Consider the following 24,436-nt stretch of genomic DNA (forward strand, 5'->3'; position numbering starts at 1 on the left):
TGTTGGGCATGTGATCTTTGACGTGGGTTGGGGCCTCTAAATAAAGGGATACATACAGTTTACTTTGTTATATGCAAAGTAGATCAATGTGAGCTTATCAAATTATGACGGGAAAGGGAAATCATTGCTAGTTAGATTATGTTTGAAGTTTATACCTATTATAGGTGCGAGTATTTTTAGGGCGTGAATCTCATTCGCTATGAACCTTGTTCTTTATAATATGCTTCTCCTTTTTTTGATAAACATCTCCGTTGTTAGATCATCAGATTTTTTAGCATTTCTTTTAACATACTTTAAAGTGTGGTTTATATTCAAGCTAGCACAACATCATTAGATGTTGTGCTAGCTTGTGTGGGATATCTATTTCGTAATGAAGGAAATTACCATTCAGCCTTCGTTTAAGAATAATTTTAGCGTAAATGAATAGATCTTGTATTAGATAGACTGTAATAAGGTGTATCATTGTTACCCCCTACGTGATCTATTAGTCTGCTGTCTATTTGAAATTTCAGTGGCAAATCTTCTCTTTTGCTTGACGGTATTTTTCTTGATTAATTAAAGTGAACTACACTTGCTAGTAACATCGTGGTAAAGCTTAAGAGGCCCGTTAATTTTTTCTTTGAAATTAAGATAGAACAAGAATGTGTTGAGATTAAGAATAATTGGGCTAACGGAGCTATAAGCCACCACTTATAATCATTGCATATCCACCTGGCAATAAGAAATAATTTTATAGTCCATGTTGTCATTGATTTAAAGCAATATTGTTATCAACTCCGGGTTGCTAGGAAATACAAGTTTCCTTATAAAGTTTGACTTTTAACCGCTCTATTCGTGGGAAGTATTGTTGAAAATTGTCCGAAATCAGACAATAGAAAACAGCGATAGCAGTAAATAATTTTTGTGTACTAGCGTGTGAAAATAGAAATTACTGCTGTTCTCTGTAAAAGTACACAGCCGGTTTTTATGTCGTGACGGTAAATGCGGCGTTAATATCTTTTTGGATATGATGTAGCAAGGGCCCCTCTTTATAGACTCTTTGAGATAACAGAACTTGTGTTTGTACCGATATAGGTAAATAAAGTGCGGGCAATGATGAAAATATAAAGCTATATATACGACGAGAACTGAAATTGGCCAGCGCATACGTTTCTACGGGGATAATGCCAGATTCTAATTTAAACTCAATCGTTACATCAGCTACCATAAGCATAGTGTGTTGATATCAAGTCAGTTTTTATTTCTATTTATATACGTATTTGGTGTTATTGTAAGAATAGATAGGGAAGATGATTCAACGGTGCTTATTAAGGCATTATACTAATTAACACTAATTTAACTTTCTAGAGTTGTCACTAAAGAATTTAAAAGAACAATAGAACAATGCTGGGATTAGGGTAATAAGTTGATTACGTGATTTAATATTTTCAAAAGAATTGGCAGAAGAGAAGCTATTAAACAATCCGCTTTTTATTATGAAATTTCATTGGCTTATTTTCTAAATGATATTAATGATAATCGGTTACCTCATCGTCTCTAAAGTTTGGATTATTGATGGAAAAATAGGCTGAAAATGAGCCTAAAAGAGAACTTAATTTGTAAAGGTAGGTAGAAAGAATAACTCTTCCTCGTGGAATATTTCTAATTTCTCTCCCTTATCCTTCTTATTTTAAACGTACTTATAAGGAGTATTATCAATTTTGTTAGATGTGAATGGAGACATTGTTTGGTTATGGAAAAATAATCTTTAATGGAATGCTTTGACAGAAAGAACAGCACAATGTTTAAAAAATTACACAACTTAAATGAAAAATTATATGACTTACAAAGAAGATTGGAAAAAAGAGCACAACACTACATTAAGGGACATTCGGATGCAATTCTTTTCAAGCTCATTCTCATTACCGTAGCAACGAACAGAGAGTGTGTGTTCAACCTTTATTTAACGATTTTGACTCATTTGCTCAAAAAATAATTTTAATTGTTTATCGTTAATCTGCTCAGAAATCATTGCCTCTCCGATACGCTTCAACAGAACAAGATGCAAACGATCATTTAGAACTTTTTTATCCATATACATCGTTGCCAATAAAGTGTTATACCCAATAGCTTGGGGAAGATTGGTAGCTATAGGAATTTGTTCAAGGAGGCGATGAATGCGTTGTACTGCGGCGCCATCAAGAAATTTTTGTTGATGCGAAAATTTGGCCGCTAATACCAGTCCTATGGCAACCGCTTCGCCATGCAACCAATCACCGTAACCCAATAAGCGCTCAATTGCATGTGCAAAGGTATGGCCTAAGTTTAATAAGGTACGTTCTCCGCGGATCTCTTTTGCATCAGACATGACAATCTCGCGCTTGATTTCACAAGCGCGCTTAATTACCGCCTGCAGTAAATTAGGGTCACGTTGTAATAACTGCGGAAGATTCGCTTCCAGTATATCGAAAAATTTGTCGTCACAAATGAGGGCGGCTTTAATAATTTCAGCAATACCCGCTTTAAATTCACGATTAGGTAACGTTTGGAGTGTAGTAAGGTCAATAATCACTGCTTTAGGTTGGTGAAAGGCGCCGATAAGGTTTTTACCTTCTGGAAGGTTGACAGACGTTTTGCCACCGATGGAAGCGTCCACTTGTGCTAATAGGGTCGTTGGTACTTGAATAAAATCAACGCCGCGTTGGTAGCAAGCTGCTGCAAACCCCGTAATGTCTCCTATAACACCGCCACCTAAAGCGATGAGTGTAGTATCACGGTGATGATTACGTGAAGCCAGTTCATTTAAAATAAACCCCCAGTAAGTAAGATTTTTATATTTTTCGCCATCTGGTAAAATGAAAATATCACATTGAAGGTCATAACTAATAGTTTTTAGTGCATCGATGTAAAGCGGTGCAATGGTTTTATTAGTGATGATCATGACTTGACGGGCTTTTATATAGTGACGGAACAGAGCCGCGTTTTGCAAAAGGTTTTCGCCGATATAAATCGGGTAAAAACACTCATCAATATTGATAGTCAATTGTTCTATTTTCATTGGAGACTTTTCTTTTCTTGTTCCGGTTTTTCGATAGTAGTTAACAAATTATTTTATCTTTTTTGTTGATCACTTCCTATTGAGTATCTTTAGAACTTTGTTTTATCCATCATTGCCGCGAAGGCAAGACTCTTTGAGTCACATCTAATTTATTCTTTTTACTAAATCTACTTTTGTGAAAATGACAGTAATATTCATTACGAGGTATCTGATAGATGTTTTTAATATCATTTAAAATTTGAGTTGCTAGTTGTCGAGGATTCAGGCTGTCGGTGGAATAAATGAGGTCCGCAATAGAGCGATATAAAGGCTCTCGTTCTTCATTTAATTTTTTCAATTTTTCTTTGGTATTGTATTTGATAAATAAAGGACGAGATTCTCTTTTTTGTGTAATGCGTTTGAATTGGATATCAATAGAAACCATTAAATACAACACGATGCCATCGGATAAATGGTGACGATTGCTTTCAGTTAATACAGCGCCTCCGCCAGTGGATAAAATAATATTGTCTAGTTTGCAAAGCAACTCGATCATTTCTGATTCGCGTTTGCGGAATCCTGCCTCACCTTCTTTTTCAAAAATCCATGGGATATCAGCGCCAGTCCTTTTTTCAATTTCACTATCAGAATCATAAAGAAGGCTTCCCGCGAGCGTGGCGAAACATTTCCCAACACTAGTTTTTCCGGCACCCATTGGACCTATTAAGTAAATGTTGTGGGGATTTTTTCATGAACTTGTGTAATTGTCTTTGACATTACAAAATCAACAATTGCCTCATGCTTGATCAACTAATGACTGTCTGTGGTGTTGAAATCAACCACCTAAACTGGTGAGCAATACAGGTTCTGTTTATAACGTTTCCTGATCATTAACTATCACCCCCTTCACTGGGATAATTGCTGAGCTCTAAGCAAGTAGAGATACCATTTACCAAATGGACTTATTTTACCTAATTAATATTCAGTTGTAAAAGAATGTGAGAGTACAATGGATGTTGCTTTAATCCGTATAGTCTCGGCTTTTTTAAAGGCGACGCTCGTATTCCCCATTGCTTTGTCTCTTGATAAGGAATGCTGCTCGATGATAGTAATTTGACGGTTATTCGTCATCAACTTAGGACTTGGTATAATAATTATGCGACCTTTTTTGTGATCCAGAAGATGAAAGTACATGTTGATTGGCTAACTGTTCTGTGACTGAAACAATAGAATATAAGTAGTGCCAAGTTCAAGAAAGGAATCTGACATATCTCGCACAAGGCCGTCGTTGGGATCGGTAACAGTTGATTTGATGTCAAATAAAATTTTTTGATGAGCATAAATTATGTTCATCCGATGTATGATGTCCGCTTTTATTACTTTTATCAGAATTTAATGGATTAGAAAATATCCAGTAGTTTTATCAGCGGTTGAATGGAGTGAATATGTGACCCGAGCGATTCGTTACGAATAAAAATCTGAACTGGTGCGACGATCAGCGACATATCACCTGATTTGGGTGAAAACTGATTTCCAATAGTAGGTGAAGGTGAGTCATTTTTTCATCTGCGCAATGTAATGATGAAATTCATAAAGTCAAATAAATATTGTGAATATGATAATTCTTTCGTTTTGATAAGAAAAATAATTATATAATTTACTTAACGTTAGTAATGGGATAATTGCTTGGACTTGAATGAAGAGCAGCATTTTTCACAGGAGGCTGTTCTTTGTACAAATTTTATTTATGTCGATTCATGGCCTATTTTAGGATAAATACCGCGAGAACATCACTAAATTGGTTTAATGCTGTGGAAGATCGGCGCAGTATTTTGGTCATTGCGATAAAACGAACCTGCAAGCACGAAGTCAGCAGCTTCGCAGGTTACACATTTGGGTCGTCTTGTTTGGCTCCCCTTTGTCACCACATTTGTTCAGTGGATTGATGTTCATATAGAAGTAATTCCCTGATATTAGAACATTGCGTGATGCATATTTGAAAGTTGCCATTGCGGGTGTGCTGTGGAGAGCATAGCCGTGACCATAAATTGATCGCGCAATTTGGCGCTAAGCAAGTGTATTCCGATAATTCCTTGGGTCAAGCACAAAACTATTAATTCATATGGTACCTTGCGAGGATGTTCGTTCTATGAACATCGGGGCGCTCATTTGACAGGAATTTTCGTGCTGCTAAAACGGTGATTGAAAAGGGTATATGCTTCTCCAGGTACTGGCACAATTACCATGCAGGTGGCAGCATTTCCTTTAACGCAAAAAACTTATACCAGAAAAATTAATGAAATATTACTCCCATTAAAAGTCGATTAAAGAATTCAGAAAAGATCAAATTCTTTGTATTTAAATAAAATTTATTTAGCAATCGTGCCTGTGGGATTGTAGCCGATGCGCGTTTATTATAGAAAATTATTGCATTAGTTAACTCCATCGCATATGGCGACGATTGCCAACTTTGCCCCAAGTATCTTTTAAAAATTCCGCTGGATAGGCTGTGGTGAGAATTAATCCTATTTTGAAATTTTCCGTCAGCAATATACTTCCATACAGTTTTCCACTTTATCTTTTAATTTCTAGTTCTTTATCTAGGGGTTGGTTTGGAAAATGATCAACATTTTTTAAGTAGCAGAAATTATTAATCAGAAAAAGTTTCCTTCTACTACCTTTGTGTTTGATTGATTTCTTCTTTTATGCACCTTGAGGAAATGCATTCTAATTCAAATATAGAGAAAACGCGAAATAAATATGTTAACCAAGCATGACGCAAAAATTGTCTAAAGCGCTCATATTGTAAGCAACTACTCCCTGTTTAATGAAGATTGTACATTTTCGTCTGTAAAAAACAAACCGAAAATAATTCCAATTAAAATTAGCAGTCGATAGAATATGAACTACTTTAATGCGGTATGAAATGCCAACAATTAATTGTTTAGTTTTTTTAACGAAGAAAAAACATTTTCTTTAGTTGGTGCTTTTAAAGTGGATAAACTAGTTAGCCCCGTCTATTGCAATTCCATAGACGGGGGCTGCTGCGCCCCACGCTGCTTTCCTCTCCATAAGCGCTGACAAGGATCTATTACGATAACTGTACTAACTGCAGTATTCGCCTTTACTACTTAAAATACACTAATCATTTCATTAAAATTAAGAGGCTATCTCCCTGTCCATAAAGGCAATCCCCCATGTTTGATCGCACCGCAGCTCTAGGCCCGATAAGAAATCGGTTTTTGGGTACTAAATTTATATTTCCTGTGATTGGTTTTGATAATGCTGATTTTGTCAAAGCATCTTACATAGTCTCAAATGGAATGTTTAGTAGGATCGGTGTTGTCGGTACGCGAAAGTTAAGGTGCTAGTTTTACTTTAACTACGAAGACAATCTGCATGGCAATTCAATGCGCTTATAATTATTTTTGCCTGTGGTTCATCTATTCAAACTTTTTCAGTGGGAGCATAAATTCGCTGATCATCTCAGCATGTTTCATTTCATTACAATTATAGGAGTTTAAAATCTTAGATTGCTTTTCTATAGATTCATGAACTGCCTGAAATACAGCCAGTGCACATAGTATCCATAGTATTTTAAACCCTTTATGACTCTACGTAATTAACATAATAATTATCATTTGTACCTACTACATATGAATTATAAGATTTTAATCAAGAAAGTATGATACGCTAACAGAACGAAATGCCCGGGTTGGTGAATTGATACTACCTAGAATACAATTCTAAGTCTATTAAAAGATAACAGAATAATTAATTGTTCGGTGCTCCAGCATCAAAGGTGTTCTCTATATGCTGTACAAAAAATATATATGCTTGTTATGTGGTTTCATTTATGATGAGGAAAAGGGCTGTCCTGAAGACGGGATTGCCCCTGGTACCCCTTGGGAAAAAGTACCAGAAGATTGGCTTTGCCCTGAGTGCGGTGCGATGAAATCCGATTTCGAGATGCTTGAAATGTAATTGAGTATCAGATCTAAGTCATTTGTGTTTAATGTTATGAGAAGTAGTTTAGTCAATTAAAAGAACCCGAAGAGGAGAACTACAACTACAGTTAAAGCAGGTCTGCTTTCGCAAATTGCTCAAGTATCTCTCCAATGGAAATGATATGATGCGGACTTGGCATTAAGTTCTACCTGCAGAAAAAGTCTAAAAAATAATTAAGATGATGCAATGAAGACACTTTTTAATTGTAGATACCGCTGTAAGTAATCGTCCTATTTTTAGTAATTTTTAATCTGAAAGACTCTTTTACATTTATCCGCATTATTAAGGTTGAAAGTTGACGCAAATAAATCAGATTTGAATTAATTAAAATAATAGGCATCCATTCTCTTTTTAGGATTTAAGAAGTAGTATCATTGTCCAGATTAATGAAACACAATGATCTCATTAAAACGGCGGCTGAATTATGTCAGTATTGCTTGTAGTTATGCTTAAATCCAATAAGTAACTTTCTATAAGCGAAACGGATATATGTAATAAATGCAATTTGATATTAATTTTACGTAGATCCTTATTCTTCTAAAAGAAGAGCCAATTAATACATGAAAAGGTCACTAAAATAATTTTATCCGGACTTTGAATAGATGAACCTCTTTAAAAGAGGTTCATCTAAATAGCGTTAATTATCATGATGCAAAAAGAAAATTTGATTTAGGCTTTCTTACTGAAAGATGGATTTTTTAAGATATCATTAAGATTTGTCATTCTAAAAAAGGCTGAAAGGGCTTTTATTTTTTCCTGCTATTTCTATCCAACGATCAGATGGGGATTCAAGCTTAATTGCAGGAATGTGACAGCAGCAGAGGTAATTTAAGATTGCATTTCATTTACGGATGAACCTTAAATAAGTCACATAGAGGATAGGTATTAAGAAATGGTGTTCCAATTGACGTGGATATCTAATAGTTGTATAATCCCCGCATGGTCGGATTAGTTCAAAAAATAACTCCTCGGTCGGCTTTGGTTTTTACAAAAGCAGCAGCCCGAAAAGTGAAGGAGCTTATTGATGAGGAAAATAATCCTAAACTGAGCCTGCGTGTGTTTATTACGGGTGGAGGATGTTCTGGCTTTAAATATGGATTTACGTTTGAAGAATTCATTAATGCCGATGATCTTGTTATTGAGAAGCAAGTAGATAAAGAAAAAAGGATGGCGGCGGTGAGAGAGAAGTGAGTTTAGTCCGATTGTTAGTTGACCCGTTGAGCCTTCAGTACCTCCATGGTGCAGAAATTGATTATCGCGAAGATGTTAGCGGTGCCCAATTCGTTATTCGAAACCCGAATGCAAAGATAACTTGTGGGTGTGGTTCTTCCTTTTCTGCTTAGCTTTTTGTTTTTTTATAATGGGATGGTTTTAGCTGATCTTAGCTAATGGTAGAAACCACAGGCAAATAAGAAGACGAAATTAGTTATAAGAGCTAAATACCCATTAGAATCACTTGAAAAAACTGTCTTTAAATCTTTTATTAAATTTTAATTTATTGTAACCAATCTGAATACCCGAGGATATAAGTATTTTAATTCAATAAAGCACAAGTTTTCTAAGAATTACCAAGATATAAAGCGTAGGGTCTTGTAGTTTTTTATTCATTTAAAAATTTTAAAAAGGATTGAAGTTGATAGTTGTAAGAGTTATTTTATTTTACTAAAGAAAAACTTTAAAAATAAACGTCAAACCGACTGCTTTTACCTGTATATACCGTATTGGGTATTAGACCATCAAGTGGTAGTGCTAGTCGGGGACGTTTAACCACAACGCGGTATTTAGCTTTTTTCAGTGAGAGATTTAATAATTTCATGGTGTCCTCGTCAGGACCTACAACATCTCGCAATAGGCGCATTTCTTTTTTAACTAGAGTTGACTTCTTTCCTATGGGATACATCGGATCTAAGTATACAATATCAAAAGATTTTTCTAATGTAGAAGATAAGTAACGTTGAGCATCTGTTTCAATTAATTTTAATTTCAGAGCCCGAAACCATTCCGCTGCTTGTGCGCGTTTTAGCCCATCTTTTAATAAAGCAGCAATGACAGGATGACGTTCGAGCATAGTGACATCACAGCCCAAGTTTGCCAACACAAAGGCATCTCTTCCTAAACCCGCTGTTAAATCTAAAACGGTCAGACTGGTATGGGATTTTAATCCAACAGCCCGTGCAATGAGTTGACTGCGCCCACCGCCAAACAATCTCCGGTGTGCTAAAGTGCCTTTAAGAAAATCTACATAAATGGGACCGGGTGCTTTGATACCAGTTTGTTGTAATTCGAGACGAGATTTGGTAACGACTAATAAAACAGAACAATCATTGATATTCTTAGGTACTAATTTCAACTTCAATTAAGGGTACACTCCTTCTTTTAAGGATTGAATATATATTAAATTATAAATTTCTAATGTATTTGAAGTATTTATTTATATGTCGAAACACCGAATTCTTTCTGATGGCCAGCAACGCAGCATTGCGTCACCTTCTGCTTCCCTTTTTCCTTCTGATAAATGAAGAAAAAACAGACTCAAAATATATTTCTATCCGCTTGTACACACGTTTAAGGAAAATGTCAACGCTGGCAATGTTTAACGAGAAGCACCCCTCTCACTGTATTGAATTTCAAGGAACTCAATGAATTTCCCAGAAATATCAATATTAAATTGTGCCTCTAATTCTCGAACGCCGGTGGGACTTGTGACATTAATTTCTGTTAAGTAATCACCAATGACGTCAAGTCCAGCGAACCATAATCCTTTTTCACGCAGAGTTGGGCCGACTTTTTGCAAATCCAGCGATCGCGATCAGTGAGCTCTCGCCCCTCACCTCGTGCGCCTACCGCTAAATTACCGCGAAAATCGCCGGTTGCAGGAATGCGTGCAAGCGCATAAGGAGCAGCGGGCTCACCATTGATCAAAATAATTCGCTTATCACCCTGTTTAATTTCAGGAATAAATTGTTGTGCCATAACTAGTCGATTTCCATGGGTTGTCATCATTTCAATAATCACGGGTATATTTGGATCATCGATAGATAAACGAAATACAGATTGGCCAGCCATCGCATACAGAGGTTTTATTACAATTTGTTTTAATTCATGGGCAAACTCTATTAATAAACCTCTATTTGAGGTTACTAATGTTTTGGGTGTGCAGTGAGGAAACCAGCTAGTAAATAATTTTTCATTTGCATCCCGTAAGCTCCTTGGTTTATTCACGACGAATAAACCATCTTTCTCAGAAAGCTCAAGCAAATGCGTCAAATAAAGATAGTTCGTATTAAATGGTGGATCCTTCCGGATGAGCAAAATATCCAGCTCATTTAATGATTTTGTTTTACGTTCACTGAGGGCAAACCAATGAGAAGTGTTATCTTGTACATGAATTTGAGAAAAAAAACCAAAAACTTCTCCATTTTTTAAAAAGATATCGGTAGGCTCTAAGTAATAAAGTTTATGTTGCCGTGCCTGCAATGTTAAAAGAAAAGCAAAACTCGTATCATGCCTAACATGAATAGTATGAATAGGATCCATTAATATGCCCACATTCATTTGGCGTTCTTTTTAAATAAGGCTAATTCACGTGCAGCTGCCAAAGTGGCCAGACGAGCGATAACACCATAAGTGTAAAATCGATTCATTGAATGATTAATATATGAAGAAGTATTACAAGTGCAGTCAAAAGACATTGGGATAAAATCCATGCCAGGAGCATTTAAATTTTCATTGGGACCCCGGTTTTTATGAATGCGGTAAAATCCGCCGATCACGTGTCGGCCAAACAAATAAACAACAGGTTCAGCAACAGCATTTTCTTTTCCGACAGTTTCAAACGTATAAATACCTTCTTGTACGATTGCTTTTGTCATAGGAACGCCACCTTTTAAAGTAGACATGCGTGTGCGCTGTTTGCGATTAAGGTGTCGTAATTCATCAGAATCCTGGATCATCATGACTGCCATACCATATGTGCCTGCATCTGCTTTAATAGCTAAAAAGGCTGTTCAGCAATGTGATATTGAGCATATTTCTTTTTAACTGCTCGTAACACACCATCAGACCGATTTACCAAACATTCTTCTCCTTCTTTCTTAAGAAAATTCACTTCGGAACATTGATCGAAAAATGGATTAATCAGCCAATGATCGATATCTAGGATGGTGGAAAATTCTTTTGAAACGCGGGTATAAGCATGAAAGTGTGAGGATTTTAAACGATTTGACCAGCCAAGTTGAGGGGCAGGTGTAATCTGCTGATTAACGTCTTTAAAAATTTCTGGGACTTTCCCTGATAGATCATTATTTAATATGATGCAACGTGGGAAGAAATCTTTAACTCCAATCTGATTACCTTTCCGCTCTAGTGGTTCGATTTGTAATTTTAGGCCTGATGGTAATTCATAAATTTGTGGTTCAGTCAATGATTCATCCAGCGAACCTATACGGACTTCAAACCCAGCGCCTTTAAGAATTTCTACCAACCTCGCTACGCTTTCAAAATAATGAATATTCCGAGAATGACTCTCTGGAATCAATAGAAGTCGTGTGACACCAGAGCAAATCTCCGCTATAGTGGGTTGCACGGCTTGAATGTAAAGGGGCAAGTAATCGGGATTGAGGTTGTTAAAGCCAGCGGGAAAGAGATTAGTATCAACAGGTGCTAATTTAAAGCCAGAATTACGCAAATCGACGGATGTATAGAAAGGTGGTGTTATTTTGAGCCATTGTTCGCGAAACCATGTTTCAATAAAAACTTGATTTTTAAAAAATAATTTTTCCAATCGACGAAATGGTTCGTCGAAAGCGGTGGCAAAATGTAGAGTGCTAGAATTGTGAAGCATATAGTTATTTCCTAGGAGTTGATGTTAACACACTTTATGATGCGGGCAATGAACTGGACAGGTAAAATCATCTGCATGATCTTAGGCTTCTTTCTAGTAGGCAACTTTGGCCTTATCATAGGTTTTTTTATTGGTCATCTCGTTTTTGATCAAGACTGGTTTCGAAAATGGTTACACTCATCAACACACTCTTACCGTCAAAGAGTACAAGAAGTGTTTTTCAATACTACCTTTCGTGTGATGGGATTTTTGGCAAAATCCGATGGTCGGGTCTCCGAAAATGAAATTTACCAGGCGCGCCAAGTAATGCAAAAAATGAGCCTAAACAACAACATGAAACGCGAAGCCATTCTCCTATTTACTGAGGGAAAACGATCGGATTTTAACCTTGATATGGTAATAAGTCAATTAAGACATGCTTGTGTTTTTCAACCAGCTTTATTGCGTATATTTTTAGAAATCCAGATTCAAGTGACTTATGCGGACGCTAAAACGATCAATGAGAGAAAACGGTGCATCTTGCAATATATTAGTCAACAACTAGGTATAGCTGGATTTCATTTTGAGCAATTTGAGTGGCGTTATCGCACGAAGCAAAATAATCAAAATTATCAGAAATACAATACGCGCGTAGACCCTGATTCTCAGTTATTAGAAGCATATGATGTATTGAGTGTTGCCGGTACTGCAAGTATGCTAGAGATCAAAAAGCCTATCGTCGCTTGCTGAATCAACATCACCCTGATAAATTGATGGCAAAAGATTTACCACCAGAAATGATTAAAGCAGCAACTCAAAAAACACAGCAAATAAAGAATGCATATGAAAAAATTCGGAAAGCTCGAAGAGTGTCTTAGAAGAATCTTCGTTTATTCCTGATGAGAATGACGAAGGAAGGAGAATAGTAATTATGCAGAAATTTATTTCCGCTTCAATTTTGTCTGCCGATTTTTCTCGATTAGGAGAAGAAGCAAAACAAATTATTGATGCCGGCGTTGATTATATTCATTGCGATGTTATGGACCATCATTTCGTTCCTAATTTAAGTTTTGGTGCAGTTGTTTGTAAGGCTCTTCGTCATGTAAAAATCACGGAGCCTATTGATGTACATTTAATGGTGGATAATCCTGAGGTTTATATCAAGCCTTTCCGCGAGGCCGGGGCAAGTTTAATTACTTTTCATCCTGAAACAGTAAAAAATGTGGAAGAGGTAATAGAGCTGATCCATCAAGCCGGTATGCAAAGCGGATTAGCGTTTAACCCAGATAAATCTATATCATTGCCATTATCTATTTTGAAGCAAGTGAATTTAGTTTTATTGATGTCCGTTAGTCCTGGATTTGCAGGGCAATCTTTTATTTTAAATAGCTTACAAAGAATTGAATCAACGAGGAAACTATTAGATAAAGTCCATAGTAAAGCAATGCTTGGAGTTGACGGAGGGATTGAAGCTGATAATATCAAAAAAGTTTCTCGTATGGGGGCAGATTTTTTTGTGGTTGGTTCAGGGTTGTTTCACGCATCGGATTACAAAGAAGAAGTTAAAACTCTCCGTCAGAGATTGGATTTAAATGATTAAGAAGGGGAGCTGTACGACCACTACACTTTTTGCCCTCAGGGGAAGAACTAGGGAGGTAATATCGAAAGTAGAAGAACTATGTATGGCACAGTGTGAAAAGAGGGCGGCAATTAAGTAAGTTGGAAACCAAAAGCGTGGTGTTGTTGTTATACGGCTAGTTAGATGCTATTAGTAATCGATAATTATGATTCTTTTACCTATAATCTGGTTCAGTATTTTGAAGAGCTAGGCCTGTCCGTTACTGTTTATTTTAACGATAAAATTTCGATTGCAGATATCCAGACATTAAATCCAAAAAAATTGTTATCTCTCCAGGTCCAGGGCGTCCAGAAGAATCAGGAGTGACAATCCAAGTTATTAAAACATTTTGCGGAAAAATCCCTTTATTAGGAGTGTGTTTAGGTCATCAAGCAATTGCTCAAGCATTTGGTGCTAAAATCGTTCTTGCAAAAAGAATTATGCATGGAAAAACATCGCCGATTTATCACAACGGAAAAGGCGTCTTCCGCCATCTAAAGAATCCATTTAAAGCTACGCGCTATCATTCTTTGGTAATTGATCCTCAATCACTTCCTTCTATATTTGAAATCACCGCATGGACGGAGAATGAAATCATGGGTATTCGTCATAAGGACTATTTATTAGAAGGTATTCAATTTCATCCGGAATCTGTGTTGACAGAAAAAGGACATCAACTTTTGAAAAATTTTTTAAATCCAATAAGCAAGTGTAGTCATCACTTTCGCATGTAGAGCCATTAATTTTTTTACTGGATAAGGTAATTTTTTTGTGCCGGCAGATTTTGCTTTGTGCCCGTGTTCTATCTCATCTTTTTGCATTTGCTCTAGGATTTTTCGGCTTTTTATGTCGGTCAATGGAAGTTTATGTAAATGACCAGCTAGATGTACTTCTACTTGTTTTTCTGTTTCTTCAACAAAACTCAAGCTCAAGCTATCTCCGGACAATCCTGTCAGTAAGCCGATTAAAAAAGCGCTTGTATACCAGAAAATATTTAAATAACTGACATGTCCACCCAATTCATACACGCGCTCCTGGCACCAGGCTAAATGATCGGTTTCTTGTTCTGCCGCCGTTTCCAATATCGCTCGCACAGCTGGTTTTTCCGATAGAATCATTTGTCCTCGATAAAGAGCCTGAGCACAGACTTCTCCGCTGTGATTAACACGCATAAAACTCACGCTTTGCTTTTTCTCGACAGGTGTTAAAGGGAGCTGCTTATCCGACTCCTTTGCCGGATTTTTTCGCTTGGCTATTGGTTTGCCAAAACATATCTCCAGAAAAACATGGCATTGTGAAATAGTTTTATCAACGACCGAGTAATGGCGTATTCTGTTACTCATAGATTTAAAAATAAGATAGCATCATTTTAGGATGAAAGAGCACCTTCATCATTATACATTATTCCTCGTTTTTTAATATACAGATCAATCTTAAGTTTAAATACTTTAATGCCATAAAATTGTTTGCCGTCGGCCAAAATCAGAGATTACTTTTTTGTGTAGTAGCGGCAAAAGAGTACAAATGTTATAGTCATATTTTAACTTCTGTATGAAGAGGGTTGATGTCAGCTATCGGGTAGCTATCGGGTGATTTAATTGCTTGTTGGAAATCAAGTGATTGGGCTAGATACTACTTTGAGTTTTTTCGAGATAAAAGATAAAAAGTCGGCAAAGCAAGTAAATTGCCTATTAAGAGTATTGTAGGAGATCACTTATCCACTTACTCAATAATATAAATATAGTCCGATAATAACGCATAAATGATCGTAACCCAGATTTCTTTAAACATACTTCCCACCCGATTAACAGAAAGATAATCAGCAATGTCGATAGCCAGATTCGAAAGTAACACTTTTCTCGCGCAAATTTTGTAATGGATACTTACAAAAAAACTCTATGTAGCAAATGATGTTCGTAGTGAGCTGATCACACAAAGAACCGGGCCTCTACCTCGATCTAATCGTGTTAACCACAGAGTTATGGATCACTTTTATAATGACGGAACTGGAGAATCTATTGAATAATTTGAATGTAATTGGCTTAGATGACCTTGAAAAATTTATTAGAATTACTATCTAGAGTGGTTGGAATTTCGTTTAGAAACCTTCTGTTATTGATTGTAATATCGTCTGATATAAGTTATCGATCGATTGTATTTGCTGATGGCTTTAACTACTGTTCTTTAAGCTCAGATAAAAATTTTGTCACAATCATTCAGAAGAAAGATCATCTTGCCATGAGGCCTTGGTGATACAGTTTAACTTAATAAAAGGTAAGTGGAGCCATTTTAGAAATTGAGTTTCAGTAGTTATCTAAACTAAGAGATCGAAAATTCATGGTGGACAAGCTGAACGTGATTAAAATTAGCCAGACAGGAAATTGGAAGAAGATAAATGTCATGTGGATAACGCTCGCGATTCACCCTACCCATGGCCAAAGCGCAGTACGAAGCAGAGATGATGCCTTCTGAACCCGTGGTATTTATCTAAACGGGTGGGGTAGAGTCAACGGTCCAAAAAGGTGAGGGTCAAATAAATTATCGTGTAGACAATGAATTTTTAGTACAAGTACAAGAGCAATTTTTTTAGATTTTTATAGGAAAAAGTTACGGAATATCTACCCCCACGCATTACCTTTGGATAAAGCTTAGAAAATTCATTACAACTATTTCATTTACTTTTCTTTTGGGTAATACTACTGCTGCGGCTACGGAGAATATTAATAACTGTCCTTCTGAAAATCGCGGCAATGTACTAGAATTTTTCATCATATACCTACTGTGGTGAGGCATTGATTATGCACATTTCAATAATTTTATACGTAACACCAAGTGGATGTGTTGATTGATGGAGAGCAGGCAAAGAACAGTAATTAAATTGAAGTAGGTCATAAAGTCACTGGAACAGCAGTTTTAGCCAAAGCGCCGGGAATCTCCCGCACTAATTTAGGTACTAAATAACCTGGTAAACGTTTCATTAAATGGAGTACCAAATTTTTTGCTTTAATTTCATTTACTTCAAAATGCCAGGCGCCTTCCACTCGGTCTAGAAGATTTAAATAATAGGGTAAAATACCGGATTCAAATAAACGCTCACTTAAGTGGATGAGTGTTTCAGCGTTATCGTTAATGTTTTTTAACAAAACAGACTGATTTAATAACGTTATCTTTGACTGACGCAAGGGATCAAGTGCGCTTATAACTGATTGATCAATTTCGTTCGGATGATTGCAATGGATAACTACAGTTGATAAAAAACGTGATTCGCATAGTAGATTAATGAATTCAGAAGTAATTCGCTCGGGGATCACCACTGGAAGACGAGTATGGATACGTAATCGTTTAATATGCGTAATTTTTTCACTTTGTTCGATAAATTCTTTTAGTAGAGTATCCTTTACAATTAAAGGATCTCCTCCACTTAAAATAATTTCTGTTATATTTATGTCCGATTTTAAGTAATTAAAAATACAGTTCCATCCCTTTTTTCCAGGGGTATTTTCGTCATAAGAAAAGTATCGACGAAAGCAATATCGGCAATGAACAGCGCACGCGCCACTTAATGTTATCAGCACTCGTCCATAGTATTTATGTAAAAGTCCAGAAATCCGATTCGATTGCTTTTCATTGAGTGGATCAGGGCAATAACCTGGGTAAGTAATCAACTCTTGTGAGGTCGGTAATACCTGCAATAACAGAGGGTCACGAGGATTTCTTTTCTCCATACGGGTCATAAAACCTCTAGGAACCCGCAGAGGAAAAGCAGTAATACCGTGAGTTTGAGACATTGTTATGGGATCGAGTTCAAGCTCACGCCACAGTTCATTCGGGTCAGAAATCGCCGTTTTTAATAAAAATTGCCAATCGTTCATTGGATTAAAAACCATAGAAAGTCTGCTTTTAATTATATCATTCTAGCCTTTGATTTTCGCTTTCTTTATTTCGTCGAACAACTACTGAAAAGCTCATATTCGCGATGCCAGAAATGGCTCTCTGTTTTTCCAGATACGGGCGTTGGTTATTTCTTGCCTCGCTGAAAAATAAAATGGGTATTATATTTTAGGACTGACGGGAGAACACTGCGAAATGATTAATATTAGTGAATCATGATTCTCTCAGAAAAGCATAACTATTAATTAAGGAATTTATTAAATCGTCTATTTCCTCACATAGGGAGGTAATAAAATCAGTTCATTTGAAATCAAAACGACATCATCGCGTTTATATGATAACGAAGAATCCATAGCAAATTGCTTTTGAAAATTCAGTTGAAGAAATAGTTGCTCGATTAGATGGTGTAATAATTGAGGCCTGGCTACAGTAAAATTTGTTAGGCGCACTCCACTCAGGCATTTAGAATACTGCTCTATCTAGATAGATTTAGATGCGATATTATAGAAATATGGGAATGGAATGCAAAAAGGTATTCGTATTCAGACTATTCGTATTGAGACGCTGAGTGCCAGTAAAGAAGGGTTAGCGTTAAAGAATGAAAAATAACCGGAAATAGTGATTTTGATTTCTGGCTACCAGATATTTCATCTCAGATCCCTGACCCAGGTTGTCACCTCCATCGAGGTACTGTTATAATACTCATTGCAATCGTCATCGGAAGGGGAGTTGCTAACCATGTGTTTACTGGAAAAAAGATGCGAGGATTTATAACTAAAGCAGCAGTCTGACAAACTAGAATACGCTATGAAAGCGGTTAGCGGATGCATGGTAGTATAGTGCTGTTTAAGTCTTAAAATCTGGTTGCTTAGTTTAAACAGATAAAGCGGCAGGGCTTGCCTTTTGAGCAACTCAGCGTTTGCCACTGCCTACAAAAGTATACTAAATAAATGCGCGCTCATGCGTCATGTACATGTAGCTTTTTAAACGTCGTATCGATTGAGATTGCATTTTTATTTCCAGTTATCTTTGCACGCGCTGCTGTTCCCTTTTTCTTTGATTACTTGTACCAGCTTTTAATTTCGCACGATTTAAACTTAAGTTACTAGAACTCGTCTTATTTAACGAGAAACATTAATATTCTCTACCCCAGAAAGAAAATTAATTTCAATCTTTTACATCTACGTCCTCCATAGCCTCTATTATCAAGGCCTAGAAAAAAGGTCTAGAAAAACTTCAACTATCAAACAGTATATTTATCTCCTCCCTTTTCTCTTCTCTCAGGAGGATTATATTAGCAAACCATGGCTTGCAAATTATCTGAAATACAAGTAAAATTTAGGTCCCCTAAATACAGGTCAAAACAATGGTTGCTGAAAGCTTAGAACTAATGGTGGCATTACGGAAATCTACGGGTAAAAGTGCAATGCGGCGTATGCGGCAATTTGATGACAAAGTCCCGGGGACTGTTTATGGTGCGGGAAAGGCTCCTCAATCCATCAGCCTACTACAAAAGGACATTTTAAAAGCACTGAAAAATGAAGCGGTTTTTTCTTCTATTCTTACTATTAAGATTAGCGATAAGAAGCAAAAGGTAGTCATAAAAGATCTGCAGCGTCATCACACTAAGCCAAAAATTCTTCATATCGATTTTCAGCGTATTAAAGCGACGGAAAAGCTAACGATGAATATTCCACTACATTTCATCGGTGAAGATGAATGCCCGGGAGTTGAGCAGGGCGGTGTTATTTCACACTTGCAAACGGAAGTTGAAGTTCGATGTTTGCCGGCTGCTTTGCCGGAATATATCGAAGTGGACCTTTCTAGACTTGAACTGGATAAGTCTTTTCATTTGTCTGATTTGAAATTGCCTGCAGGGGTTGAATTGACTATAACGCCTGACGAACAACATGATTTGCCTATTGTAAGCGTTCATATCCACAGAGTTAGTCAGGCTGATATTGAAGCACAACAAACTGGAGTCGTAGAAAAATCTGCAGAATCTAGGGAAACTAAGACAGAGATCAATACTAATGAAAGAGAATGAGCTTTGTGTTATCTATCAAGCTCATTGTAGGACTTGGAAATCCAGGAAATGAATATGCTGGCACGCGGCATAATGTGGGCACCTGGTTTGTTAAGGCACTTGCTAATCGAGAAAACCATTTCCTGAAAAAGGAAGACAAATTTTACGGTGCTATTGCTAAATTCAATCATTGTTGGCTTCTTAACCCCCTAGTTTATATGAATGAAAATGGGAAAGCAGTAGCAGCATTAGTGAGGTTTTATAAAATTAGGCCTCAAGAGATTTTAGTGGCGCATGATGAACTGGATTTTCCGATAGGCATTATTCGTCTAAAAGCAAGCGGCAGTCACGGAGGGCATAACGGCCTTCTTAGTGTTATTAAGCATTTAGGAACAGCTGATTTCTGTCGATTACGGATCGGGATCGGCCATCCTGGACATAAATATCAGGTAACACCATATGTTTTAAGCGTTCCTTCTAAAGACGATCGAACCGCTATTTCAGCGGCAATTGACAGAGGTTTGCGTGTTACTAATGAATTGATGCAAGGTGAATTTGAAAAAGCTATGCATAACTTACATGTTGCAAATAACATAATAAAGAAAAAAATGGGTTTTAAATGCGGCATTGTGGGCCTACCAAACGTAGGCAAATCAACTTTATTTAATGCACTAACTAAAGCGAGCATTGAAGCATCCAATTATCCATTTTGTACAATCGCACCTAATGTTGGTATGGTTCTTATGCCAGATAAGCGACTAGAAAGAATCGCTCAAATAGCTCAATCAAAAAGAACTATTCCGACCACAGTAAAATTTGTTGATATTGCTGGGCTAGTTGCCGGCGCTTCAAAAGGACAAGGATTGGGCAATAAATTCCTTGCTAATATTCGTGAAACACAAGCGATCGCTCATGTGGTGCGTTGCTTTAAAAATGAAAATATTGCCCATATTTCTGGAAATATTGATCCTATTTCTGATATTGAAGTTGTAAATACGGAATTGGCATTGGCGGATATAGAAACGATCGATACAGCCTTAATGAACCTTGCTAAAGACGTAAAACGGGGAGATCAACGAGCCTACGGGATGAAAATCTCATTTGAAAAATTTAAAAATTTATTAAGTAAGAGCATTCCATTACGTAGCGTGAATCTAAAGAAAGAGGAAAAAATTTTATTGCAGCCCTATCAATTACTAACATTAAAACCCGTTTTATACGTGGCCAATGTGACAGAAGAAGGGTTTACAAATAATTCATACTTGGACCAAGTAATCAAGTACGCTAAAAAAGAAAAAGTCAAGGTGGTGCCTGTCTGTGCATCCATGGAATCAAAAGTCCCAGAACTTTTCTCCGCAAAGCAGATTGAATTCTTGCAAAATCTAGGTCTCGAAGAAGTTGGATTAAATAGTGTCATTCAGGCAGGCTACGAATTATTAGAGCTCATTACTTTCTTTACTGCTGGACCCAAAGAAGTACGCGCCTGGACATGCCATAAAGGTACAACCGCTCCTCAAGCAGCGGGGGTTATTCATAGCGATATTGAAAAGCGCTTTATACGTGTTGAAGTTATTGGCTACAATGATTATCTCCAATTCAATGGAGAAGAGGGTGCCAAAGATGCCGGGAGATGGCGCCTGGAAGGAAAGAAGTATGTAGTGCAAGACGGGGATATCATGTACTTCAGATCTGGCACTTCTTGACATCCTCTACGTAAGTCGCCAGAATGCGGTTCTCTTCAAAATCGATCTAATATATGGCTATGTAGCTCAGTTGGTTAGAGCACAGCATTCATAATGCTGGGGTCGGTGGTTCAAGCCCACCCGTAGCCATTTTTGATCAAGCTTTGTAGTTGAGTGATTGCAGGAAAATCTGGAATAACTTTTTTATATGTTTATCTATATGAGATAAACTCGTTGGTTTTCATTGTACAAGAACCATATTAAAAACGGAAAACAAAACCTCAGAAATATTGTATACAGCAACCCTTTTGTAAAGAATAGCTAGGTTGGAAGTCGTATAAGATACTGAGATGATTAAGGGGGAAGATTTACATCAGTAGTAAAGAGATTAAAAGAAGAAGAAGCAGTATTGTGCTATTTTTTTGGAATTGTCCGATATGTTAAAAGATATCGTCTAACTCTCACACTCCGTCGGCTAACAGATATAGATCAGTGTAAACACGATGCTCAAAATGTGAAGACAATTACCAAACTAAAAGTAATGCCGTATTCAAGATGGTTTTGTAAGGCGTAAGATTAGTGTTAAATAAAATATTTCCTGTTTGTCTGATTATTCTATAGCTTTATCTGTTATCGGTAATGAAGGAAAAGTTTTGGTTGTTGAGAGTTCTAAGAATTATGGATATAGCTTTTAAGATGAACCTAGTCTATTAAGAAGATAACATTGCCCTCGGGCTTGTCATAATAATGTGACAAGGTGTGCAACAAACAATAATGAAGACCTTATCCTCTGGTAAATCATTAAATTCTGGGTTTCAATCGATATTGAAATAAGAAGATTTTTATCATTGATATTTTCTTTTATCTTAAGATGAAGATATTGATAAAGGTAGCGCGCTACTCTTTCTTCAGAAAGAAGAGATACTTCAATGCGGCATAAGATGAGATTATGATGCTCATAAAGATTTTTCATATAGTGTTAGAATAAAAGTAGTGGTGTCCGTGCGCCGCCGGACCCCGTGTACCCCCTCTTGTCTATTGTCTATAGTCGCTAGACTTCTATTAATTGGTTAATTGAATGCAAACCGCCTCTTCTTCCGGCCTCTAATCCAAAAACATAGAACTCACAGATTCTTTTTGATTAATCCGAGAGATAGTTTCGGCAATAAGACAACTTAATGAAATTTGCTTAATTTTGCTACAAGCTATTGCTTCGGTGCTGAGTGGAATAGTATCTGTCACAATCAATTCGTCAATATCTGATTTCATAACATTTTCGATCGAATGACCAGACAAAACAGGATGGGTACAATAAGAAGAAACTGTTAACGCGCCCTCATCTTTAAGGGCTTTAGCCGCCTGACACAGCGTGCCGGCAGTATCAACGATATCATCCACAATCACGCAATGTCTTCCTTTTACATAACCGATGACGTTCATGACCTCAGCCTGATTAGCGCTCGGACGTCGTTTATCAATAATCGCTAAATCCGAATCATTAAGCCGTTTTGCGATGGCACGAGCACGAACTACCCCACCCACATCGGGTGATACGATCACGGGATTATTTAGCTTTTCAGGCAGCCCATATTGCTCTAAAGCAGTGATACTAGCATAAATATTGTCCACCGGCATGTAAAAAAGCCTTGAATTTGATCTGCATGAAGATCAACAGTGATGAGGCGTGAAAAACCTACCTTTTGCATCATATCAGCAATCACTTTTGCGCTAATGGGCACTCGGGAAGAGCGTACGCGACGATCTTGACGGGCATAACCAAAGTAAGGAACAACTGCAGTGATACTTGCGGCTGATGCTCGACGAAAAGCATCTGCCATAAAAAGCAGTTCCATTACATTTTCGTTAACTGGATGTCCTGTGGATTGGATGAGGTAGATATCGCGTCCACGCACATTTTCTTGTATCTCAATACGAATTTCTCCATCACTAAAACGAGTAACCAAGGTATTTCCGATGGTGGTATTTAATTCTTTAGCAACGCTAGCGCCCAAAGTCGGATTAGCACTACCGTGGAAAATGCGAATATCGTTGAGATTTGGCACGAAGTTTCCTTCTAAAGACCGCATGGCTGGGGCGCCAGGATTCGAACCTGGGAAGTGCTGGGATCAAAACCCAGTGCCTTACCACTTGGCGACGCCCCAATAACTCGATTAGTTGAATAAGAGCATATTATCAGTTTTGCAGATTGTGTCAAACCAAATGCAAGCAGGTGGGCCCCTCTTGTTAGGACGAAATAAATGCTACAAAAGGATTCAAATCAAGTTTATGTTGAGCACCTATTCAACAAATTACAATTCCAATTTTTAATAACGATCTTCACAGTCAATTTCCTGCTGTTCAATTTTAACATACGAGGTAAATCTACTGGGCCAATGGTGGTATATTGAGAAAAGAGGATATGCCACCCATTTTGTTGAAGTGTGATTAAATGACAGTAGAGATCAAAGGTAGCCAGATACTTTCCTGCCGAATGTATACCTCGTATCCAATAATAGAGATTAGAAACGGGAAGCTGCCATCCGAGTTGTTCCTGCATGAGTCGTTCGGGGGTGTCCGCGATATAACGTTCTTTAGGTGAGCGCCATAACAGGACCACGCTGGAACCTCCAGAAATATTGATGCTGTAGATGTCAAGTGCAGAATGGATGCGGATGCGATAGTTACGACCTTTTTGTTGCCAGTCGTAATAAGCTACTACCGTTTTTCCACCCTGCTGAATGCTAAAAACACCATTAATACTCCATATCGAGATATGACTTAATGCTTGATAGCGTTGCTGCCAGTTTTGTATTTTATGGGCGGATGTGCTTTGAGAAGGCAAACGCAAGGTTCTGCATCCATTAATCAATAAGGTGACAGTGAAAAAAATAAAGGCGATGAGGACGTGGTTATTCTTTTTCACAAAAAGTTCTCCTTTTCTCTGTTATAATTCCTGAAAAGTTCTAAGTGTCAGATGGAATGGGTCCGCGGATTATTTAATGATTTCCTGTTATTAATCGTGATCAATTCTCCTGTAATACGGTCGTTTTTAATTAAGAAAATAATGTCTGAGAAAGTAAGTTTACGTTTTTTGTCGAGCGGGTTTTCATGATATTTTAGGCTATTACAATTAACTTGCTGCAGGTTAGAGGATGCATGTAGAGAGCCTCACCGGCGAAAATATTAACGCGTACGGGGTTTAGGCGCGAGCGCGATTAGAGAGCAAGTATTCACTTAATGGATTTAATTCCACTTTATCTGTGTGATAAACAGTTTAACTGTCGGTGAAGAAAGAGGCTAGCGTGCATTGTTAGTATCGCTGAAACGATGTCATTCATGCGTTTGCTGCAAATAAGGAAATGCTGTTGTAAAA

At 37.2% G+C, this 24,436-nt stretch carries 10 protein-coding genes, 2 tRNA genes and 8 pseudogenes; 9 read left to right on the top strand and 11 right to left on the bottom strand.

The window, feature by feature from the left end; all coding sequences use genetic code 11:
• Window positions 1–964: 964 nt before the first annotated feature.
• From LG660_RS03615 to LG660_RS03625, 3 genes and pseudogenes are all read right to left on the bottom strand, one after another.
• Window positions 965–1,207, bottom strand: a complete 243-nt coding sequence (locus LG660_RS03615; RefSeq protein ID WP_258267322.1) for a hypothetical protein — start codon at window positions 1,205–1,207, stop codon at window positions 965–967.
• 735 nt (window positions 1,208–1,942) lie between these two features.
• Complete coding sequence (aroB, locus tag LG660_RS03620) at window positions 1,943–3,037, bottom strand: 3-dehydroquinate synthase (protein WP_258267323.1); 1,095 nt, start codon at window positions 3,035–3,037, stop codon at window positions 1,943–1,945.
• A gap of 211 nt (window positions 3,038–3,248) precedes the next feature.
• Window positions 3,249–3,731, bottom strand: a pseudogene (locus tag LG660_RS03625) (shikimate kinase); the annotation flags it as partial.
• 3,098 nt (window positions 3,732–6,829) lie between these two features.
• Between LG660_RS03625 and LG660_RS03630 the strand changes: the two are divergent.
• Window positions 6,830–7,000, top strand: coding sequence for a rubredoxin (locus tag LG660_RS03630; protein ID WP_258267324.1), 171 nt, complete (start codon window positions 6,830–6,832; stop codon window positions 6,998–7,000).
• Between the two features lie 963 nt (window positions 7,001–7,963).
• Window positions 7,964–8,367, top strand: a pseudogene (gene erpA / locus LG660_RS03635) (iron-sulfur cluster insertion protein ErpA).
• Between the two features lie 332 nt (window positions 8,368–8,699).
• Here the strand turns inward: erpA and LG660_RS03640 are convergent.
• The 3 pseudogenes from LG660_RS03640 to gshA form a co-directional block, all read right to left on the bottom strand.
• Window positions 8,700–9,380, bottom strand: a pseudogene (locus LG660_RS03640) (class I SAM-dependent methyltransferase); the annotation flags it as partial.
• A 237-nt stretch (window positions 9,381–9,617) separates the two neighbouring features.
• A pseudogene (gene gshB, locus LG660_RS03645) lies at window positions 9,618–10,579 on the bottom strand (glutathione synthase).
• Window positions 10,576–11,867, bottom strand: a pseudogene (gshA, locus tag LG660_RS03650) (glutamate--cysteine ligase). The pseudogenes gshB and gshA overlap by 4 nt, the downstream one beginning before the upstream one ends.
• Before the next feature lie 21 nt (window positions 11,868–11,888).
• On the opposite strand from gshA, the gene djlA reads away from it, so the two are divergent.
• The 3 genes and pseudogenes from djlA to LG660_RS03665 all read left to right on the top strand — a co-directional run bounded on the left by djlA (window position 11,889) and on the right by LG660_RS03665 (window position 14,198).
• Complete coding sequence (gene djlA, locus LG660_RS03655; RefSeq protein WP_258267325.1) at window positions 11,889–12,596, top strand: co-chaperone DjlA; 708 nt, start codon at window positions 11,889–11,891, stop codon at window positions 12,594–12,596.
• Window positions 12,597–12,777: 181 nt separating this feature from the next.
• Entirely contained in the window at window positions 12,778–13,446 is a 669-nt protein-coding gene (rpe, locus tag LG660_RS03660) for a ribulose-phosphate 3-epimerase (RefSeq protein WP_258267326.1), read from the top strand.
• A 162-nt stretch (window positions 13,447–13,608) separates the two neighbouring features.
• Window positions 13,609–14,198: pseudogene (locus LG660_RS03665) on the top strand (anthranilate synthase component II).
• Here LG660_RS03665 and coq7 read toward each other — a convergent pair.
• Window positions 14,157–14,807, bottom strand: a complete 651-nt coding sequence (gene coq7, locus LG660_RS03670) for a 2-polyprenyl-3-methyl-6-methoxy-1,4-benzoquinone monooxygenase (RefSeq protein WP_258267327.1) — start codon at window positions 14,805–14,807, stop codon at window positions 14,157–14,159. The pseudogene LG660_RS03665 and the gene coq7 sit on opposite strands and share 42 nt — an antisense overlap.
• Window positions 14,808–16,352: 1,545 nt before the next feature.
• A complete protein-coding gene (gene epmB / locus LG660_RS03675) occupies window positions 16,353–17,351 on the bottom strand; it encodes an EF-P beta-lysylation protein EpmB (RefSeq protein ID WP_258267328.1) in 999 nt (332 codons plus the stop codon).
• A 1,370-nt stretch (window positions 17,352–18,721) separates the two neighbouring features.
• Between epmB and LG660_RS03680 the strand changes: the two genes are divergently transcribed.
• The 4 genes and pseudogenes from LG660_RS03680 to LG660_RS03695 all read left to right on the top strand — a co-directional run bounded on the left by LG660_RS03680 (window position 18,722) and on the right by LG660_RS03695 (window position 21,213).
• Window positions 18,722–19,402 (top strand): 50S ribosomal protein L25/general stress protein Ctc, encoded by a 681-nt coding sequence (locus tag LG660_RS03680; protein WP_258267329.1) that lies wholly within the window; start codon window positions 18,722–18,724, stop codon window positions 19,400–19,402.
• Window positions 19,399–19,962 (top strand): annotated as a pseudogene (gene pth / locus LG660_RS03685) (aminoacyl-tRNA hydrolase); the annotation flags it as partial. The gene LG660_RS03680 and the pseudogene pth, both read left to right, overlap by 4 nt.
• 27 nt (window positions 19,963–19,989) lie before the next feature.
• Window positions 19,990–21,084, top strand: a complete 1,095-nt coding sequence (ychF, locus tag LG660_RS03690) for a redox-regulated ATPase YchF (protein ID WP_258267743.1) — start codon at window positions 19,990–19,992, stop codon at window positions 21,082–21,084.
• A gap of 55 nt (window positions 21,085–21,139) precedes the next feature.
• Window positions 21,140–21,213 (top strand) — tRNA-Met (locus tag LG660_RS03695).
• Window positions 21,214–22,167: 954 nt separating this feature from the next.
• Here LG660_RS03695 and LG660_RS03700 read toward each other — a convergent pair.
• The 3 genes and pseudogenes from LG660_RS03700 to lolB all read right to left on the bottom strand — a co-directional run bounded on the left by LG660_RS03700 (window position 22,168) and on the right by lolB (window position 23,986).
• Window positions 22,168–23,126, bottom strand: a pseudogene (locus tag LG660_RS03700) (ribose-phosphate pyrophosphokinase).
• A gap of 23 nt (window positions 23,127–23,149) precedes the next feature.
• Window positions 23,150–23,225 (bottom strand) — tRNA-Gln (locus LG660_RS03705).
• A 122-nt stretch (window positions 23,226–23,347) separates the two neighbouring features.
• Window positions 23,348–23,986, bottom strand: coding sequence for a lipoprotein insertase outer membrane protein LolB (gene lolB, locus LG660_RS03710; protein ID WP_309137048.1), 639 nt, complete (start codon window positions 23,984–23,986; stop codon window positions 23,348–23,350).
• Window positions 23,987–24,436: the final 450 nt, after the last annotated feature.

Origin of the sequence: Coxiella-like endosymbiont (genome assembly GCF_024730665.1) — a bacterium.
In the GTDB taxonomy this organism is placed as follows: domain Bacteria; phylum Pseudomonadota; class Gammaproteobacteria; order Coxiellales; family Coxiellaceae; genus Coxiella.